This is a genomic window from Phytohabitans rumicis, from assembly GCF_011764445.1.
GTDB classification, from domain to species: Bacteria; Actinomycetota; Actinomycetes; order Mycobacteriales; family Micromonosporaceae; genus Phytohabitans; species Phytohabitans rumicis.
On the sequence record NZ_BLPG01000001.1, the window covers coordinates 8750429 to 8770842 of the forward strand.

A 20414-nucleotide genomic window follows, 5' to 3' on the forward strand; every position below is an offset into this window, starting at 1 on the left:
AGTGTGATCAGTTTGGCAAGGCTTGCCTAACTCGATAACTTAAGCAAGGCTGTCCTAAGTCGCAACCGAGTGATGGGGCAGGCATGTCGCAGGCGGTACCCGTGTACGACCTCGTCGGAGTCGGCTTCGGCCCGTCGAACCTGGCGCTGGCCATCGCGTTGACCGAGCACAACGCGGTCGCCCGGCACAAGACCACCGGTGTGTTCCTGGAGCGGCAGCCGCGGTTCGGCTGGCACCGCGGGATGCTGATCGAGGACGCGACCATGCAGGTGTCGTTCCTCAAGGACCTGGTCACGCTGCGCAACCCGACCAGCGAGTTCAGCTTCCTGTGTTACCTGCACGGCAAGGGCCGGCTGATCGACTTCATCAACCACAAGAACCTCTTCCCGCTGCGCGTGGAGTTCCACGACTACCTGGAGTGGGCCGCGGCCAAGGTGGACGACCTGGTCTTCTACGGCCACGAGGTGGTGGGCGTCGAGCCGGTCGACGGGGACCACCTCGACGTGACCGTGCGGAGCAAGGACGGGGTGAGCGTCTACCGCGCCCGCAACCTGGTGCTCGCCACCGGCCTGCGCCCGCACCTGCCGGACGGGGTGGTGGCGACGGACCGGATCTGGCACAACCGCGACCTGCTCGACCGGGTCACCGGGCTGTCGGACGGGTCGCGCTTCGTCGTGGTCGGGGCCGGACAGAGCGCCGCGGAGGTCGTCGCGTTCCTGCACGAGCGCTTCCCGCGCGCCGAGGTCTGTGCGGTCTTCTCCCGGTACGGCTACAGCCCGGCCGACGACAGCTCGTTCGCCAACCGCATCTTCGACCCGGCCGCGGTGGGCGAGTTCTACGAGGCGCCGCCGGAGGTCAAGCAGTCCCTTGTGGACTACCACGCCAACACCAACTACTCCGTCGTGGACGCCGACCTGATCGACGACCTGTACCGCCGGGTCTACCGCGAGAAGGTGCTCGGCACGTCGCGGCTGCGCATGTTCAACGTGTCCCGCGTCGAGGACGTCGCGGCGACCCCCGCGGGTGTACGGACCACGGTGCGGTCGCTGGTCACCGGCGCGAGCACCGTGCTGGACGCCGACGCCGTCGTCTACGCCACCGGCTACCGACCCGCCGACCCCGGCCCGCTGCTGGACTCCTGCGGGTGCCGCCGCGACGAGCAGGGGCGCCTGCGCGTCGGGCGGGACTACCGCGTGCTCACCGACCCGGATCTCGGGCCCGGAATCTACCTGCAGGGCGGCACCGAGCACACGCACGGCATCACGTCGTCGCTGCTGTCCAACACCGCCATCCGGGCCGCCGAGATCCTCCGTTCCATCGTGGACAGCGAAGTCCCGGCACCGCAGTACATCTGAGCATTCCCAGGGAGCGAACCCCATGTTGCGATCACGCCTGCCCCTGGCCCTGGCCGCCGTGGCGGTCCTGGCCATATCCGCCTGTGGCGGAGGGTCCGATGAGGACACCGCCGGCCCGGCCGCGTCCGCCACGGCCGGCGCCTTCCCGGTGACGGTGGCGCACAAGTACGGCACGACCGAGATCAAGTCCGCGCCGACCCGGGTGGTGACCCTCGGCCTCAGCGACCAGGACACCGCGCTGGCCCTCGGCGTCAAGCCGGTCGGCGCCGTGGACTGGTTCAAGGAGCGCCCGTACGGCAAGTGGCCGTGGGCGCAGCCGCTGTGGGGCGGCACCGCGCCGGAGATCGTCGGCGAGCGGGACGAGTTCAACTTCGAGAAGATCGCCGCGCTCAAGCCGGACCTCATCATCGCCCAGTACAGCGGCATGACGAAGGAGAACTACGACACGCTGTCCCAGATCGCGCCGACGGTCGGCCAGCCCAAGGAGTACGGCGACTACCTGGCGCCGTGGCAGGCGATGACCCTGGCGATCGGCAAGGCGCTCGGCAAGCAGGCGCAGACCGAGGAGCTGATCGCCGGGATCGACAAGAAGTTCGCGGACGTACGGCAGCAGCACCCGGACTGGGCCGGCAAGACGGTGGCCGTGGTGGACCCGTTCGAGCCCGGCCAGTACGCGGTGTTCTCCTCCACCGACCCGAAGCTGGTGTTCCTGAAGGAGATGGGGTTCACCGTGCCGGCCGAGATCGACAAGCTGGCCGGCAAGGAGAACGCCACCGTCATCAGCTCCGAGCGGCTCGACCTGATCGACGTGGACCGGCTGCTCTTCCTGACCAGCGACCCGGGCGCGGAGAAGCGGGTCACCGCCGACAAGGTCTACGCCGGGCTGAAGGTGGCCCAGGAGAAGCGGGCCGTGTTCCTGCCGTACGAGGAGCCGCCGCTGGGCGGGGCGCTGTCGTTCAACACGGTGCTGAGCATCCCGTACGCCATTGACCAGGTGGTGCCGATCCTCGCCGGGGGCACGGGCAAGTGACGGTGGAAGCGAAGACCTGGCCGGACCTGTTCGAGGCGCGGGTACGGCAAGCGCCGGACGCGGTGGCCCTCGTGTTCGAGGACACCACGCTGACGTACGCCGAGCTGAACGCCCGCGCCAACCGCCTGGCGCACGCCCTGATCGCGCGGGGCGTCGGGCCGGAACGGGTGGTGGGGCTGTCCCTGCCGCGATCGGTGGACATGATCGTCGCCGAGGTGGCGGTGCTCAAGGCCGGCGGGGCGTACCTGCCGCTCGACCCGGACTACCCGGACGAGCGGATCGCCTACATGGTGGCCGACGCCGCCCCGGTCTGCGTGCTGGACAGCGTGCCGGACGTGTCCGGCTACCCGGACACCGACCCGGCCAGGTCGTCGCGCGTCACCAACGCCGCGTACGTCATCTACACCTCCGGCTCGACCGGGCGTCCCAAGGGCGTGGTGCTCTCCCACACCGGCGTGGCCAAGCTGCTCGCCACCCAGGTCGAGCGGCTCGGCGTGGGGCCGCACAGCCGGGTGCTGCAGTTCGCGTCGCCGAGCTTCGACGTCGCGTTCTGGGACCTGTGCCTCGGCCTGCTGTCCGGCGGGCGGCTCATCGTCGTACCGGCGGAGCGGCGGGTGCCGGGCGCGGCGCTGACCGACTACATCCACCGGCACGGCGCCGATTTCCTGATCCTGCCGCCGGCGTTGCTCGCCGCGCTGCCCGCGGACTGCGTGCTGCCGGAGGGCGCCACGCTGCTCGCCGGCACCGAACGGGTGGCGCCGGAACTGGTGGCCCGGCACGCCCGCGGGCGCCGGATGTTCAACGCGTACGGGCCGACCGAGGCGACCGTCAACTCGACGCTCGGCTTCTGCGATCCCGACGCCAGCGGCTCGTCCGTCCCCATTGGAGTCCCCGACCCGGGCACCACCGCGTACGTCCTGGACGATTCCCTGCGGCCCGCCGCCGAAGGGGAGCTGTACCTGGGCGGCGCCGGGCTGGCCCGCGGCTACCTGGGCCGGCCCGGCCTGACCGCGGAGCGCTTCGTCGCGTCGCCGTTCGAGCCCGGGCAGCGGCTCTACCGCACCGGCGACGTGGTGCGCCGGCTCGACGACGGGCGCCTCGACTTCGTCGGGCGGGCCGACGACCAGGTGAAGATCCGCGGCTACCGGGTGGAGCCCGGCGAGGTCGAGGCCGTCCTCGGTGGATACCCGTCGGTCGCGCAGGTCGCCGTGGTGGCCCGGGAGGGGCGCCTGGTGGCGTACGCGGTCCCGGCGGCGGGCAGCACGGCCGACCCGGACGCTCAGGTCCAGGGCTGGAAGGACGCCCACGACGCGCTCTTCCAGGTGGCCGAGGACAACCCGTTCATCGGGTGGAACAGCAGCTACGACGGCGAGCCCATCCCGCTCGACGAGATGCGCGCCTGGCTGGACGCCACCGTCGACAGCGTACTGGCGCTGCGCCCGCGCCGGGTGCTGGAGATCGGTGTCGGCAGTGGAATGATCCTGTCCCGGGTCGCCCCGCAGGTCGAGGCGTACTGGGGATCGACCTGTCCGAGGAGGGCATCCGGTCGCTGCGTGCCCGGGTCGCCGCCGACCCCACGCTTGCCGGCAAGGTCGAGCTGCGCTGCCAGCCGGCCGGCGACCTGTCCGGGCTGCCGTCCTTCGACACCGTCGTCATCAACTCGGTGACGCAGTACTTCCCGACCGCCGAGTACCTCCGTGGCGTACTCGCGTCGGCGGCCGATCTGGTCGGGCCCGGCGGCAGGGTGTTCGTCGGCGACGTGCGCAACCTGCGGCTGCTGCGCCACATGCGCGTGGACATCGCCGCCCAGCGCGCGGGCACGGCCGACCCCGCCGCGGTCGACCGGGCCATCGCGTGGGAGCGCGAACTGGTGCTCGACCCGGACTTCTTCACCGGCGTGCCCGGTTTCGTGGCTGATCTGCGGGTCAAGCGCGGGCGCTACCACAACGAGCTGAGCCGCTACCGGTACGACGTGGTGCTCCGCCGCGGGCCGGCGTCCACATCGGACGCACCGGTGGTGCCGTGGGAGGGCCTCCCGGCGTACCTGCGGGAGCGGCGGCCGTCGCGCGTGCGGGTGACCGGGCTGCCCAACGCCCGCCTGAGCACGGCCGGCGTGCACCCGGACGACCTCCACGAGCTCGGCGAGTCGCTGGGATACGACGCCGCCGTCACCTGGTCGGGCGACGGCGACCGCGGCGAGCTGGACGCGGTGTTCGCCCTGCCGGGGGAGGACCCGGGCCAGGTCTACCGGCCCGGCCGGCCGGGCCGGGAACGGCACAACGTCCCGGCCGCGTTCCAGGACGTCAACGCGCTGACCCGGGCGCTGCGCGGGTACGCCCGGGAGCGGCTGCCCGAGTACATGGTGCCGGCCGCCTTCGTGCCGCTGCACGAGCTGCCGGTGGCGCCGAGCGGCAAGCTGGACCGCAAGGCGCTGCCCGCACCGGACTTCGCCGCGCTCGTCACCGGCCACCGGCCGCGCACCCCACGCGAGGCCGTGCTGTGCCGCATCTACGCCGACGTGCTCGACCTGCCCGGCGTGGGCGTCGACGACGACTTCTTCGCGCTCGGCGGCGACAGCATCGTCGCGATCGGCCTGCTCGTCCAGGCCCGCAAGGCCGGGCTCGCCCTGTCGCTGCGGGACATGTTCCGGCATCGCACCGCGGCCGCGCTCGCGGCGGTCGCCGGCACCGTGGCTGACCGTGCGGACAGTCAGCAGCCGGTCGAGCTGGAGCCGCTGCCCGACGAGCGCTGGGCGGCCGAGGTGCTGCCACTGACGCCGCTGCAGGAGGGCTTCTACTTCCACGCGTACGCCGACGGCGACGCCGGCGGGTACGCCATCCAGCTCGCCGTCGCGCTGACCGGGCCGCTGGACGCCGCCGCCCTGCGCGGGGCCGCCCAGGGGCTCCTCGACCGGCACGCCGCGCTGCGGGCCGGCTTCCGGCAGCGCCCCGACGGCCGGGTGGTCCAGCTCGTGGCCGACCGGGTCGAGCTGCCGTGGCGGGACGTCGACCTGTCCGGCGTGCTCGCCGTCGCCGAGCGGGCCGCCCACGCCGCCGGTGCGACGGGTGACGAGGCCCAGGCGGCCGTCGACGCCGTCGTCGAGCAGGCCCTGCGCGCGGTCGCCGAGGAGGAGCGGGACCGCCCGTTCGACCTGGCCCGGCCGCCGCTGCTGCGGGCCACGCTGGTGCGGCGCGACCGTGAACGGCACGACCTGCTGATCGGGTTTCACCACATCGTCGCGGACGGGTGGTCGGTCTCCGTCCTGCTGCGCGAGCTGATGGCCAGCTACGGCGGCGCCGAGCTGCCGGCCGCCACCCCGTACCGGGACTATCTGGCGTGGCTGGGCGGCCGCGACCGGGCGGCGGCGACCGCGGCGTGGCGGTCCACCCTGGACGGCCTCGACGAGCCCACCCGCCTGGTCGCGGACGGGCCCCCGGCGGCGCCGCGGCACGGGGAGGTCCGCGTCGCGCTTCCCGAGGAGGTCACCGCCGGCCTCGCCGCCCGCGCCCGCGAGCGCGGCCTGACCCTGGGTACGGTCGTGCAGGGCGCCTGGGGCCTGCTGCTGGGCCGCCTGCTCGGCCGCACCGACGTCGTCTTCGGCACCACCGTCTCCGGCCGGGCGTCCGATGTGGACGGTGTCGGGTCGCTCGTCGGGCTGCTCATCAACACGCTGCCGGTACGGATGCGGTGGCGGCCCGGCCAGTCCCTCGCCGGCGCGCTCGGCGCCCTGCAGGCGGAGCGCGCCGCGCTGCTCGACCACCAGCACACCGGGCTGGCCGAGCTGCAGCGGATGGCCGGGCTGGGCGAGCTGTTCGACACCATCGTGGTGCTGGAGAACTACCCGGTCGACGGCGACCTCGCCGATCCGGCGGGGACGCTGCGCGCCGGGGTCCCGGACTACGTGGACACCGGGCACTACCCCTGGCGCTCATCGTGCTCCCGGGGGACCGGCTGGAGCTGCGGCTCAAGCACGACGCCACCCGGCTCGACGGCCCGGCCGTACGGCGGATCGCGGACCGGCTCGCCCGCCTGCTCGCCGCGGTCGCCGCCGACCCGGACCGCCCGGTGGCGCGGGTCGACCTGCTGGAGCCGGCCGAGCGGGCCCCGCTCGCCGGCGCGGTGCGCGAGCTGCCGGCCACCACGCTGGTGGCCGACTTCGAGGCGCAGGCCACTTTCCGTCCACACGCGACCGCCCTGATCGCGGGCGACGAGCGGGTGTCCTATGCGGACCTCGACGCCCGCGCGTCCGCGCTGGCCGCCCGCCTGCGCGCCCAGGGCGCCGGCCCGGGCCAGATCGTAGCCGTCTCCATCCCCCGCTCCGTAGACCTCATCATCGCCCTCCTAGCCGTCCTAAAAACCGGCGCCGCCTACCTCCCCGTAGACCCCTCCTACCCCCGCGCTCGCCGCGCTTACATGCTCGCGGACTCGGGTGCCCTGGGGCCGATCTTGGACTTGTCAGGTTCCATACCCGGACAACTGGGCATGACAACTCCAAGATCGACGGCTGCGGCCAGCGACGCGGCGTATCTGCTGTACACGTCGGGGTCTACGGGGGAGCCGAAGGGGGTGCTTGTTACGCACGCCGCGATCGGTAACCAGTTGGCGTGGGCTCGGGAACACTTCCGGCTCGGGGCGGACGATCGGGTCCTGCATCAGTTGTCTACCAGCTTCGACCCGTCGATCCTGGAGATCTTCTGGCCGTTGGGGGCGGGCGCCACCGTGGTGCTCGCCGGGGCGGAGGGGCATCGGGATCCGCGCGAGGTCGCCCGGCTCGTCCGGGAGCACGGGGTCACCACGGTGTTGACGGTGTCCTCGATGCTGGGGCCGCTCGCCGAGGCCGATCCGGGCGCGTTCGCCGGCGTCCGGCGGGTGCTCGCCGGCGGCGACGCGCTCAGCGCCGAGTCGGCCGAGCGGTGGCGCGCCGCGACCGGCGTACCGCTGCACAACGTCTACGGCCCCACCGAGGCGGCCGTCCAGGTGACCTCCTGGGCGTACGAGGGCGGCGGCACGGTCCCCATCGGACGTCCGGTGTGGAACACCCGGCTCTACGTCCTCGACCCGTTCCTGCAGCCGGCGACGACCGGCGAGCTGTACATCGCCGGCGCCCAGCTGGCCCGCGGCTACCACGGCCGGCCGGGCCTGACCGCGTCGCGGTTCGTCGCCGATCCGTTCGCGCCGGGGCGCATGTACCGCACCGGTGACCTCGTGCGCCGCCGCGCCGATGGGGCGCTGGAGTACCTCGGCCGGGCCGACCACCAGGTGAAGATCCGCGGCAACCGGGTCGAGCTGGGCGAGGTCGAGGCCCGGCTGCGCCGGGAGCCGGGGATCGCCGAGGCGGTGGCCACCGCGGCCGGCCGGCTCGTCGCGTACGTCGTACCCGCACCGGACTCCATAGTGGACCCCTCCGCGCTGCGCGCCGCCCTGGCCGCGTCGCTGCCGGCGCCGATGGTGCCCGACGCGTTCGTGGTGCTGGACGCGCTGCCGCTGACCCCGAGCGGCAAGCTGGACCGGGCCGCCCTGCCCGCCCCCGAGGTGGAGCGCGCCCCCGCCCGGGCCCCGCGCGACGCCCGCGAACAGCTGCTGTGCGACATCGTCGGCGGCGTCCTGGGCCTCGCCGGCGTCGGCGTCGACGACGACTTCTTCGCGCTCGGCGGCGACAGCATCCTGTCCATCGCGGTGTCCAGCCGGGCCCGCGCCGCCGGCCTCGAGGTCAGCCCACGCGACGTCTTCGCGCACCGCACGCCGGCCGCGCTCGCCGCGGCCGCCACGGTCGGCACCGCCGCACCGGCCGCCGCGGACGCGCCGCTGGTCACCCTCACCCCGGAGGAGACCGACCGGGTACGCCGGGCCAGCCCGGTGCCGGTCGCGGACGTGTGGCCGCTGTCCCCGCTGCAGGAGGGGCTGTACTTCCACGCCAGCTACGACGCCGGGGCGATCGACGTCTACACCGCGCAGGCCGCGTTCGAGTTCACCCGCGGGGTCGACGCCGAACGGCTGCGGGCCGCCTGTGCCGCGCTGCTGGCCGGCAACCCGAGCGTGCGGGCCGGCTTCACCAGCGACGGCCTGCGGGCACCGGTGCAGTTCATCGGGGCGGCCGTCGACGTACCACTGTCCGAAGTGGACCTGTCCGGTCTGCCGGACGCCGAGCGGGACGCCCGCCTCGGCGAGCTGCTGGCCGCCGACCGGACCCGGCGCTTCGACCTCGCCCACCCGCCGCTGTTCCGGCTGCTGCTGGTACGCCTCGGCGGCGGCCGCGACCGGCTCGTGCTCACCCACCACGTGCTGCTGTGGGACGGCTGGTCCGCGTCCGTGTTCCTGGAGCAACTGCTGTCCGGGTACGGCGGGGACACCCCGGCCCCGGGCGGGTCGTACCGGGACTACCTGGCGTGGCTGGCCACGCGGGACGCGGACGAGTCGGCGCGGGCCTGGCGGGACGCGCTCGCCGGGCTGACCGAGCCCACCCTGGTCGGCCCGACCGCTGATCGTGGACTCAGGCCGACGCTGCCCGAGCGCCGCCGCGTCGAACTGCCCGACGGGGTCAGCGAGCGGCTGCGCGCGGTGGCCCGCGAGCACGGCGTCACCCTCAACACCGTGCTCAACGCCGCCTGGGCGCTGGTGCTGTCCAACCTGGTCGGCCGGGACGACGTGGTGTTCGGCGTGACGGTGGCGGGGCGTACCGCGCCGATCCCGGACATCGAACGGGCGATCGGGCTCTTCCTCAACACCGTGCCGGTGCGGGTCGCGCTCGACCCCCGCGAGTCGGTCGGGGACCTGCTGCGCCGGATCCAGGCCGAGCGGACCGCGCTCATGCCGTACGAGCACGTCGGGCTCGGCGCGATCCAGCGGGAGACCGGGCACACCCAGCTCTTCGACACGCTCTTCGCGCTGCAGAACGTGGGCGGCGAAGACCAGTTGACGGCGCTGCGCGAGCGGCACGGCGTCGAGCAGGTGGACAGCGTGGACGCCACCCACTTCCCGCTCGCCCTGGTGGTCACGCCGGCCGAGCGGCTGCGCGTCATGCTCGCGTACCGGCCGGACGTGGTCGAGCCGGCCCGCGCCGCCGCGGTGCTCGACCGCTTCGCCGCGGTGCTGGAGCGGCTCGGTGCCGCCGGCGGGGACCTGGACGCGCCGGTGGGCCGGCTCGACGTGTTGCCGCACGGCGAGCCGGCCCGCCTGGCGGCCGAGTGGGACGCGACCCGGCACCCCGTACCGGACGACACCGTCGCGGACCTGCTGGCCGCCCAGGCGGCCCGTACGCCGGACGACGTGGCGCTGGTCTTCGCCGCTGAGTCCTCCGGGACACCCGAACCCGAGGCGGTCACCTACGCCGACCTGGACGCGCGCATCAACCGCCTGGCCCGGCTGCTCATCGCCCGCGGCGCCGGGCCGGAACGGGTGGTGGCGCTCGCGCTGCCGCGGTCGACCGACATGGTCGTCGCGCTGTTCGCCGTGCTGCGCACCGGCGCCGCGTACCTGCCGCTGGAGCTGGACCACCCGGCCGAGCGGCTGGCGCTCATGCTGGACGACGCCGCGCCGGTCTGCGTGCTGTCCACAGTGGCCGTCGCGGCGACGTTGCCGGGGGAGTGCGTCGCCCTCGACGAGCCCGCCGTGGCCGCCGAGCTGGCCGGGCTGGACGGGAGCCCGGTCGGGCGCCGGTTCGACCAGCGGCACCCCGCGTACGTCATCTACACCTCCGGCTCCACCGGCCGGCCCAAGGGCGTCGTCACGCCGTACCGCGGGCTCACCAACATGCAGCTCAACCACCGCGAGGCCATCTTCGCCCCGGCGATCGCGGCGGCCGGCGGGCGCCGGCTGCGCATCGCGCACACCGTGTCGTTCGCGTTCGACATGTCCTGGGAGGAGCTGCTCTGGCTCGTCGAGGGGCACGAGGTGCACGTGTGCGACGAGGAGCTGCGCCGCGACGCCGAGGCGCTCGTCGCGTACTGCGAGCGGCACCGGATCGACGTCGTCAACGTCACCCCGACGTACGCCCAGCACCTGATCGAGGAGGGGCTGCTCGACGGCGCCCACCGCCCGCCCCTCGTGCTGCTCGGCGGCGAGGCGGTCTCCGACGCGGTGTGGAACAGGCTGCGGGACACCGACGGCACGTTCGGCTACAACCTGTACGGGCCGACCGAGTACACCATCAACACGCTCGGCGGCGGCACCCACGAGAGCGCCACGCCCACGGTCGGCCGCCCGATCTGGAACACCCGGGCGTACATCCTGGACACCTGGCTGCGGCCGGTGCCGGACGGCACCCCCGGGGAGCTGTACATCAGCGGCGCCGGGCTGGCCCGCGGCTACCTCAACGCGCCCGGACTGAGCGCGGCCCGGTTCGTCGCCGATCCGTCCCTCCCGGGTGGACGGATGTACCGCACCGGCGATCTGGTGCGCCGCCGCCCCGATGGAAATCTCGACTTTCTCGGCCGCACCGACGACCAGGTCAAGATCCGCGGATACCGGATCGAGCTGGGCGAGATCGAGTCGGTGCTCGGCGCGCACCCGCGGGTCGCCCAGGCCGCGGTCGTCGCCCGCGACGGGCGCCTGTCCGGGTACGTCGTGCCGGCCACGCCCACGGACGGCGACCGCGCGGAGGCCGAGCGCGCGCAGGTCGGTGAGTGGCAACAGATCTACGACGCCGAGTACGCCGAGATCGGCACCGCGGTGTCCAAGGAGGACTTCTCCGGCTGGGACAGCAGCTACGACGGCCAGCCGATCCCGCTGGACGAGATGCGGGAGTGGCGGGACACCACGGTGGCCCGGATCCGCGAACTGCACCCCGGCGGGTGCTGGAGATCGGCGTGGGCAGCGGCCTGCTGCTGTCCCGCCTGGCGCCGGACTGCGACGCGTACTGGGGCACCGACCTGGCCCCGTCGGTGATCGAGCAGCTGCGCGCCGACGTCGCCGCCGTGCCGGAGCTGGCCGGCCGGGTGGAGCTGCGCTGCCAGCCGGCGGACGACCTCGACGGGCTGCCGCGCGGCTTCTTCGACACGGTCGTCGTCAACTCGGTCATCCAGTACTTCCCGGGCGCCGACTACCTGACCCGGGTGCTGACCGGCGCCCTGGACCTGGTCGGGCCGGACGGCGCGGTCTTCGTCGGGGACGTGCGCAACCTGCGCCTCGCCGGGCACTTCCACGCGGCCGTCGCGGCGGCCCGGGCCGGCGGCGACACCCGGCGGGTCGCCGCCCTGGAGAAGGAACTGCTGGTCGACCCGGACTACTTCGCCACCCTCGCCCCGGCGGCGGTCCGGGTGCGCCGCGGCCGGGCGCACAACGAGCTGACACGCTACCGCTACGACGCCGTGCTCAGGCGCTCGGCCCCCGCGGTCGACGCGGCACCGACCACACTGGACGCCGTCACCGGGCCAGCCGCCCGGGTCACCGGCATCCCCAACGCCCGCCTGGTGGACGGGGGTGTGGAGCCCGAGGACCTGTACGCGCTCGGCGAGCGGCTCGGCTACCAGGTGCACGTCGCGTGGTCGGCGGCCGACGATGGCAGCCTCGACGCGTACTTCCTGCGGGACGGCGCGCTGCCGTTCGCGCCGGTACGCCCGGCCGGCCGCCGCCCGCTCACCAACGACCCGGCGGCCGCGCGCGGCACCGGCGCGCTGGTGCGGGAACTGCGCGAGCACCTCAAGCGCCACCTGCCGGACTACATGGTGCCGCCGGCGCTGGTCACGCTCGACCGGCTGCCGCTGACCGTCAACGGCAAGCTGGACGTGCGGGCGCTCCCGGCCGCCGAGCCGGCCGCCGCGCGGGGGCCGAGCCGGGCGCCGGCCACCCCGCACGAAGAAGTCCTGTGTGGACTCTTCGCCGAGGTGCTGGGCCTGGACCGGGTCGGCGTCGACGACAACTTCTTCGACCTCGGCGGGCACTCGCTGCTCGCCACCCGCCTGGTCAGCCGGGCCCGTACGGCGCTGGGCGCCGAGCTGGCCATCCGCGACCTCTTCGAGGCGCCCACCGTGGCGGAGCTGGCCGGTCGGGCCGGCACCAGCGGCAGCCGCCTGCCGCTGGTCCGCCTGGAGCGGCCGGACGAGATCCCCGCCTCGTACGCCCAGCAGCGCCTGTGGGTGCTCGACCAGCTCGACGGGGCGGCGTCGGCGGCGTACAACTTCCCGATCGTCATGCGGGTCCGCGGCGACCTCGACGTGGACGCGCTGCGGGCCGCGCTCGGCGACGTGGTCGACCGGCACGAGGCGCTGCGCACCGTCTTCGCCGAGCGGGACGGCCGGCCGGTCCAGCGGGTCCTGCCCGCCGGCTCGGCGTACCCGATCGTGGACGTCGCCCCGGACGGTGACGTCGCCGCGGCGGTCCGGCGCCCCTTCGACCTCGCGACCGAGCTGCCGCTGCGCGTCACGGTGGTCCCGGACGGGCCCGGCGAGCACGTGGTGGCGATCCTGCTGCACCACATCACCACCGACGAGTGGTCGGACGGACCGTTCCTGCGCGACCTTGCCACCGCGTACGCGGCCCGGCGCGCCGGCCACCGTCCGGAGTGGACGCCGCTGCCGATGCAGTACGCGGACTTCACGCTGTGGCAGCGGGCGTTGCTGGGCGAGGAGTCCGATCCGGACAGTCTCGCGGCCAAGCAGCTGGACTTCTGGCGCGGCGCGCTGGCCGGTGTCCCGGAGCGGATCGACCTGCCCACCGACCGGCCGGCGCACGCCGCGGCGGGCGGTGCCGGCGCGGCGCTGAGCATCGCGCTGGACCCGGCGGCGGCCCAGGGCCTGCGCCGCCTCGCCCACCAGAGCGGGGCGAGCATGTTCATGCTGGCCCACGCGGCGGTCGCCGCGCTGCTGCACCGGCTCGGCGCGGGCACCGACATCCCGCTCGGCGCGCCGATCGCGGGCCGGACCGACGAGGCGCTCGACGACCTGGTGGGCTTCTTCGTCAACACGCTCGTGCTGCGCACCGACCTGACCGGGGACCCGAGCTTCGCGGAGCTGGTCGCCCGGGTGCGCGGGGCCGACCTGGCCGCGTTCTCGCACCAGGACGTGCCGTTCGAGGCGGTGGTGAAGGCGCTCAACCCGGACCGGTCGCTGGCCAGCAACCCGCTCTTCCAGGTGATGGTGGTGTACCGCAACCGGTCGGCGGCCGACTTCGCGCTCGCCGGGCTGGCGGTCACACCGGAGCCGGTGGAGACCGGGACGGCCCGGTTCGACCTGGTGTTCGGGTTCGTCGAGTCCGACGTGGACGGTGGGCTGAGCGTCCTGCTGGAGTACCGCACCGACCTGTTCGACCGGGACACCGTGGTACGCCTCGGCGAGCGGCTGAACCGGCTCGTCGCCGCGGCCGTCGCCGACCCTGAGTCGCCGGTCAGCCGGCTGGACGTGCTGGGCGCGGACGAACGGCAGCAGGTGCTGGCCGGCTTCAACGCCACCGACCGGGAGGTGCCGGAGGAGGCGCTGCCGGCGCTGTTCGCCCGCCAGGTGGCCGCCCGCCCGGACGCGGTGGCCGTGGTCGACGGGGACCGGGAGGTGTCGTACCGGGAGCTGGACGAGCTGGCCGACCGGGTCGCCGGGCTGCTCGCCCGCCGCGGCGTACGCGCCGAGGACGTGGTCGGGATCGAGATGCCCCGCTCGGTGCGGATGGTCGCGGCGGTGCTCGGCACGCTGAAGCTGGGCGCCGCCTACCTGCCGCTGGACACCATGCACCCGGCCGACCGGCTGGCGTACATGGTGGCCGACGCCGGGGCGCGGGTGGTGCTCCGCGCCGGCGACCTCGCCGATCTGCCGCCGTCCGCACCGCCCACCGTGGACGTCCGGCTCGACCAGGCCGCGTACGTCATCTATACCTCCGGCTCGACCGGACGGCCCAAGGGCGTCGCCGTCCCGCACGACGGCATCGCCAGCCTGGTCGCCACCGCGGTCGACCGGATGGGGGTGAGCGCCGACAGCCACGTGCTGCACTTCGCCTCGGTCGGCTTCGACGTGGCCGTGTTCGAGCTGGCGATGGCGCTGTGCACGGGCGCCCGGCTGGTGCTGGTGCCCGACGAGGCGCGGGTGCCGGACAAGGTGCTGACCGACCTGCTCGACGAGCAGGGCATCACCCACATGATCCTGCCGCCGTCGCTGGTGTCCGCGCTGCCGCCGGAGTGCCCGCTGCCGGCGGGCGCGGTGCTGCTGGTCGGCACGGAGACCGTCCCGCCGGACCTGATCGGCCGCTGGGCCGGCCACCTGCGCCTGTTCGCGGCGTACGGGCTGACCGAGGCGACAGTCAACTCCACGCTGTGGGCGGCCGAGCCCGGCTGGACCGGCGCCGTCCCCATCGGACGCCCGGACCCCAACACCCGCGTGTACGTCCTGGACGCCGCCCTGCGCCCGGTGCCGCCCGGCGTGGTGGGGGAGCTGTACGTCGCCGGCCGCGGCCTGGCCCGCGGCTACCTGGGCCAGCCCGGCCTGACCGCGTCCCGCTTCGTCGCCGACCCGTTCGGGGCGGGGCGGATGTACCGCACCGGTGACCGGGCCCGCTGGCGCGCCGATGGGACGGTGGACTTCCTCGGCCGGGTCGACGACCAGGTGAAGATCCGCGGTTTCCGGGTCGAGCTCGGCGAGGTCGAGGCCGCCCTGGCGAGCCACCCGGGCGTCGGCCAGGCGGCCGTCGTGCCGCACCGCACCGGCACGCTCACCCGCCTCGTCGGGTACGCCGTACCGGAGGGCAACCCGGTCGACGGCGCCGAACTGCGCGCGCACGTGGCCGCCCTCCTGCCGGACTACATGGTCCCCGCGACGGTGCTGGTGCTGGACGGGCCGCTGCCGCTCACCCCGAACGGCAAGCTGAACCGCAAGGCGCTGCCGGCGCCGGTGTTCGCCGCCACCGGCGCCCGCCCCCGCGACCCGCGCGAGGAGGCGCTCTGCCGCCTGTTCGCCGGGGTCCTCAACGTGCCCGAGGTGGGCGTCGACGACGACTTCTTCGCGCTCGGCGGGGACAGCATCGTGGCGATCCAGCTGGTCCGCCGGGCCCGCGCGGCCGGGCTGTCCGTCACGCCCCGGGACGTGCTCCAGCACCGTACGGTGGCGGGCCTCGCGGCGGTGGCCTCCGTGGCCGCCGACGTGGTGTCCGATGTGGACGGCACCGGGACCGTCCCGCTCACCCCGATCCTGCGCTGGGTACGCGAGGGCGGCGGCTCGCTCGACGGCTACAACCAGTCGGTGCTGGTCCAGGTGCCGGCCGGGCTGGGCGCCGACCGGCTGGCGGCGGCGCTGCGCGCCGTAGTGGACCGGCACGACATGCTGCGCGCCCGGCTGGTCGGGGACGCCCTGGAGGTGCCGCCGCCCGGGTCGGTGGCCGTGCCGGTACGGCACGTCCGGGTCGACGGCGCGGACCTCCGGGACACCATCGCGGCGCAGGCCCGCGCCGCCCAGGAACGGCTGGACCCCGCGGCCGGCGTGCTCGTGCAGGCGGTGTGGTTCGACGCCGGCCCGCGCCCGGGGCGCCTGCTGCTGGTCGTGCACCACTACGTCGTGGACTGGGTCTCCTGGGCGATCCTGCTGCCCGACCTGGCAGCAGCCTGGCGCGACGGCACCGACCCGGCGCCGGTGCCGACGTCGTTCCGGCGCTGGTCCCGGCTGCTGACCGAGCGCGCGGTCGACCCGGCCCGGGAGGCCGAACTGCCACTGTGGACCCGGATCCTCGACGGCGGCGACCCGCTGCCCGTGGAGCGCCCGCTCGACCCGTCGCGCGACGTGGCCGCCGCCGCCCGGCAGCTCACCGTCGACCTGCCCCCGGACGTGACCGCGCCGCTGCTGACCCAGGACGTCGACGAGGTCTTCCTGACCGCGCTGGCGCTCGCCGTCGCGCGGTGGCGGGGCGACGGTGCCGTACTCGTGGCGCGCGAAGGCCACGGCCGGCAGGAGCACGTGGCCGGCGGCGTCGACCTGTCCCGCACGGTCGGCTGGTTCACCGGCCTCTACCCGGTGTGCCTCGACCCCGGCCCGGTCGACCTCGCCGAGGCGTTCGCCGGCGGGCCGGCCGCCGGGCAGGCGCTCGCCCGGGTCCGCGCCCACCTGCGGTCCATCCCGGACCACGGCCTCGGGTACGGCCTGCTGCGCCACCTCAACCCGCGCACCGCGCCGGAGCTTTCGGCGTACGGGGTGCCGCCGATCGAGTTCAACTACCTCGGCCGGTTCGACCTGCCCGAGGCGACCGACTGGGCGTTCGCCCCCGAGGCCGACGCGCTCGACATCGGCGTGGACCCGGACATGCCGCAGCGGTACGTCCTGTCCATCAACGCGCACACCGAGGACCGCCCCGAGGGCCCACGCCTGCGGGCCACCTGGATCTGGCCGTCCGGCGTGCTGGCCGAGCCGGCCGTGCGGTACGTCGCCGAGACCTGGCTGCGCGCCCTGTCCGGCCTGGTACGACACCTGAAGGAGACCCCGTGACCAACCCGTTCGAAGACCCCGACGGCCGGTACTTCGTGCTCGTCAACGACGAGGACCAGCACTCGCTGTGGCCATCGTTCGTGGCGGTCCCGGCCGGCTGGACCGCCGTGTTCGGCGAGGACTCCCGGGACGCCTGCCTGGCGTACGTGGAGACGCACTGGACCGACCTGCGCCCGCGCAGCCTGCGCGAGGCGATGGCCGATTGAGTGGCGGTGGCCGCTTGAGCTGCGCAAGCCTGACATGATCGGGCCGTGCCGTTCACCGCGACCAGGGCGCTGACGCGCCGGACCGAGCGCTGGTTCGTCCGCCGCGGCGTGCCGACCATGATCGAGGGGTACGGCTTCGCGTCGCACGTGCTGCCGCGGATGCTGCCGTCGCTGACGCTCGTGGCCGTGGCCAGCCTGGTGTGGCTGGTGCCGCTGAAGTCCGCGGGCTCGGGGCGCTGGGTCCTGCTCGGCGCGGTGGCCGCGGTGACGGTGGCCGTCCGGTGGGCCATCGGGGCGCTCGTGCGCCGCGCGCCGCGCCTGTCCCGGCGTACCACCGTGGCGATCCTCGCCGGGTACGCGGCGATGCCGGTCGCCGTACCCCTGCTGCAGTTGGCCGTGGACGGCGCGGTCACGCCGCCCGGAGGCGGCGTGGTCGGACTGCTCGGGTTCGTCATCTTCTTCGCCGCGGTCTTCGCCGGGACGCTGCTGGTCACCACGTACGGCCTCGGGGCGCTGTTGCGCCGCGCGGTCCGGCACACGATCTACGACCTGCGCAACAGCGTGCATCTGCTGGGGCGGGCGCTGCCGGCGCTGCTGTTCGTGACGCTGTTCCTGTTCTTCACCGGCGAGCTGTGGCAGGCCATGAACCGGCTCGGGTGGTGGCGGCTGGCGCTGGTCGTGGGCCTGTTCGCGGCCGTGACGGTGCTCGCCGCGGCGGCCCGGCTGCGCGACGAGATCGGCCGGGTGGAGCAGGACCTGAGCCCGCCGCGGCTGTCCGCGGCCTGCGCCGACACGCCGCTGGCCGACGCGCCGATCGAGGACGTCACGCCGGACGGGCCGCTCCCCGCGGTGCCGCTCAACGGCCGGCAGTCCCGCAACCTGCTGCTGGTGCTCGCCACCCGCCAGCTCGTGCAGGCGGCCGTGGTCGGGCTGGCGCTGTTCGCGTTCTTCCTGGTGCTGGGCGTGCTGGTGGTGACGCCCGAGACGGCCGAGCAATGGATCGGGGGCGAGCCGGCGCGGTCGGTGCTGTTTCCGGCGGTGCCGGTGGCGCTGCTGCGCAACGCGACGCTCTTCGCCGGGTTCGGCAGCATGTACTTCGCGGTCACCTCGATGAGCGACGCGGACCACCGGCGGCAGTTCTTCGCACCGATCATCGACGACGTGGAACGCACCCTCGCCGTCCGCGCCGTCTACCTGGCCGTACGCGGGCTAGATAGTCATCCGCCGATTGACAAAGTTTGACGACCCGACTTACTCTGCGTGCCACGTCTGGCGTCGTCTCAGCGAGGAGCGTGGCACCGTGCGAGGTACCCGTTGGCGGGTCGGTCTGGTGGCGGGCGGCGCGGCCGCGCTGCTGGCGGCCGGGGTAATGGTGGCGGTCAGCGCGCAGGCGGCGGCCGGCTGCCGGGTGACGTACTCGGTGGCGAGCCAGTGGCCGGGCGGGTTCACCGGCAACGTGGCGGTGACCAACCTCGGTGACCCGATCAACGGGTGGAGTCTGGTGTGGACGTTCCCGAACGGTCAGGCGGTGACGCAGGCGTGGAACGCGGCCGTCACGTCGTCGGGTAGCCAGGTCACCGCGAGGAACGTGAGCTACAACGCGGCCATCGCGACGAACGCGACGGTCTCGTTCGGGTTCAACGGCTCGTGGACGGGCTCCAACACCGCGCCGACGTCGTTCGCGCTCAACGGCACGGTCTGCACCGGCAGCGTGGGTGGGACGGCGTCGCCGACCGTGAGTCCGTCGGCCAGCGTCTCGCCGTCCGTCTCGCCGACCGTCTCGCCCACGACGTCGCCGCAGCCCGGCAACGCGATGGCGGCCGTCGCCGCGATGCAGCCCGGCTGGAACCTGGGCAACTCGTTGGACGCGGTGGGCGCCGACGAGACGGCGTGGGGCAACCCGCGGGTGACCGCCGCGTTGCTGGACAACGTGCGGGCGCAGGGCTTCAACAGCATCCGGATCCCCGTCACGTGGAGCAACCACCACGGGTCGGCGCCGAACTACACGATCGACGCCGCCTGGCTCAACCGGGTCAAGGAGGTCGTCGACTGGGCCATCGCGGACGGCTTCTACGTGATGATCAACATTCACCACGACTCGTGGCAGTGGATCAACACGATGCCCAGCGACCGCACCAACGTCCTGGCCCGGTACAACGCGCTGTGGACGCAGATCGCCGCCGCGTTCCGCGGCCACTCCTCGCGGCTGGTGTTCGAGAGCGTGAACGAGCCGCAGTTCACCGGCGCGTCGGACGAGGCACAGTCCATCAGCCTGCTGAACGAGCTGAACACGTCGTTCCGCAGTATCGTGCGCGCCTCGGGCGGCGGCAACGCGTCCCGGCTGCTGGTCATCCCGACCCTGCACACCTCCGCCGACGCCGCCCGCGTCGACCCGGCGCTGAACTGGTTCACCGCCACCGGCGACGCCAACCTGATCGCCACCGTGCACTACTACGGGTACTGGCCGTTCAGCGTGAACGTGGCCGGCGGCACCCGCTTCGACGCCACCGTCCAAAGTGACCTGACCGGCGCGTTCGACCGGGTCTACAACGCGTTCGTCGCCCGCCGCATCCCGGTCATCATCGGCGAGTACGGCCTGCTCGGCTTCGACCGGCACACCGGCACCATCGAGCAGGGCGAGAAGCTGAAGTTCTTCGAGTACTTCGGTTACTACGCCCGCAACCGGCAGATCACCACCATGCTGTGGGACAACGGCCAGCACCTCGGCCGTACGTCGTTCGCGTGGGCCGACGCGGAGCTGATCGGACAGATCAAGTCCAGCTGGACCACCCGCTCCGGCACCGCCTCATCCGACCAGGTGTACGTCTCCCGCACCGCCGCGATCACCAGCAAGTCGCTGACCCTGAACCTGAACGGGCTGAGCTTCCAAGGCTTGCGGCAGGGCACCACCGATCTGGCCAACGGCGCCGACTACACCGTGTCCGGCAGCACCCTGACGCTCACCGCCGCCGCGGTCACCCGGCTGGTCGGCAGCCGGGCGTACGGCGTCAACACCAACATCCAGGCCCGCTTCTCGGCCGGGGTGCCGTGGCGGATCAGCATCATCACCTACGACACCCCGATCCTCGCGGGCGCCACGGGTACGACCGGCGCGTTCGCCGTACCCGCCCAGTTCCGCGGCGACCAGCTCGCCACCATGGAGGCCAGGTACGCCGACGGCAGCAACGCCGGCCCGCACAACTGGACCTCGTTCAAGGAGTTCGACGTCACCTTCGCACCCAACTACACCGCCAACACCATCACCCTCAAGCCCGAGTTCTTCGCCGAGGTCAACGAGGGGCAACGCGTCACGTTGACGTTCCACTTCTGGAGCGGCGCCCAGCTCACCTACTACGTGACGAAGTCGGGCGGCAACGTGACGGGAACGCTCACCTGAGAGCTGCGGTCGATCTTGAACTTGTCAGGTTCCATTCCG

The 20414-nt window shown here is 73.8% G+C and carries 9 protein-coding genes; all 9 read left to right on the plus strand.

Annotated elements, in window-relative coordinates; all coding sequences use genetic code 11:
• Positions 1-83: 83 nt before the first annotated feature.
• The 9 genes from Prum_RS39705 to Prum_RS39730 are packed head-to-tail and all read left to right on the plus strand — an operon-like array spanning position 84 to position 20375.
• Complete coding sequence (locus tag Prum_RS39705; RefSeq protein WP_173082064.1) at positions 84-1355, plus strand: lysine N(6)-hydroxylase/L-ornithine N(5)-oxygenase family protein; 1272 nt, start codon at positions 84-86, stop codon at positions 1353-1355.
• Positions 1356-1377: 22 nt separating this feature from the next.
• Positions 1378-2385 carry an iron-siderophore ABC transporter substrate-binding protein gene (locus Prum_RS39710; protein ID WP_173082066.1) on the plus strand — a complete coding sequence of 336 codons (1008 nt, stop codon included), beginning with the start codon at positions 1378-1380 and terminating at the stop codon, positions 2383-2385.
• Entirely contained in the window at positions 2382-4052 is a 1671-nt protein-coding gene (locus Prum_RS50175; protein ID WP_218577582.1) for an amino acid adenylation domain-containing protein, read from the plus strand. The genes Prum_RS39710 and Prum_RS50175 overlap by 4 nt, the downstream gene beginning before the upstream one ends.
• On the plus strand, positions 4049-6583 hold the full coding sequence (locus Prum_RS52770) for a condensation domain-containing protein (protein ID WP_371871333.1): 2535 nt from the start codon (positions 4049-4051) through the stop codon (positions 6581-6583). The genes Prum_RS50175 and Prum_RS52770 overlap by 4 nt, the downstream gene beginning before the upstream one ends.
• 17 nt (positions 6584-6600) lie before the next feature.
• On the plus strand, positions 6601-11268 hold the full coding sequence (locus Prum_RS52775) for a non-ribosomal peptide synthetase (RefSeq protein ID WP_371871415.1): 4668 nt from the start codon (positions 6601-6603) through the stop codon (positions 11266-11268).
• Positions 11175-16772 carry a non-ribosomal peptide synthetase gene (locus Prum_RS50185; RefSeq protein WP_371871334.1) on the plus strand — a complete coding sequence of 1866 codons (5598 nt, stop codon included), beginning with the start codon at positions 11175-11177 and terminating at the stop codon, positions 16770-16772. Before Prum_RS52775 ends, Prum_RS50185 begins: the two co-directional genes overlap by 94 nt.
• Complete coding sequence (locus tag Prum_RS39720) at positions 16769-16978, plus strand: MbtH family protein (protein WP_173082068.1); 210 nt, start codon at positions 16769-16771, stop codon at positions 16976-16978. The genes Prum_RS50185 and Prum_RS39720 overlap by 4 nt, the downstream gene beginning before the upstream one ends.
• 45 nt (positions 16979-17023) lie before the next feature.
• Positions 17024-18220, plus strand: coding sequence for a hypothetical protein (locus Prum_RS39725; protein ID WP_173082070.1), 1197 nt, complete (start codon positions 17024-17026; stop codon positions 18218-18220).
• Between the two features lie 58 nt (positions 18221-18278).
• A complete protein-coding gene (locus tag Prum_RS39730; RefSeq protein WP_371871335.1) occupies positions 18279-20375 on the plus strand; it encodes a cellulase family glycosylhydrolase in 2097 nt (698 codons plus the stop codon).
• The last annotated feature ends 39 nt before the right edge of the window (positions 20376-20414 follow it).

What these genes read in the sequence shown, in the direction of transcription:
- Prum_RS39705 (WP_173082064.1), top strand. Translation starts at nt 84, where the DNA reads ATGTCGCAGGCGGTACCCGTGTACGACCTCGTCGGAGTCGGCTTCGGC.
- Prum_RS39710 (WP_173082066.1), top strand. Translation starts at nt 1,378, where the DNA reads ATGTTGCGATCACGCCTGCCCCTGGCCCTGGCCGCCGTGGCGGTCCTG.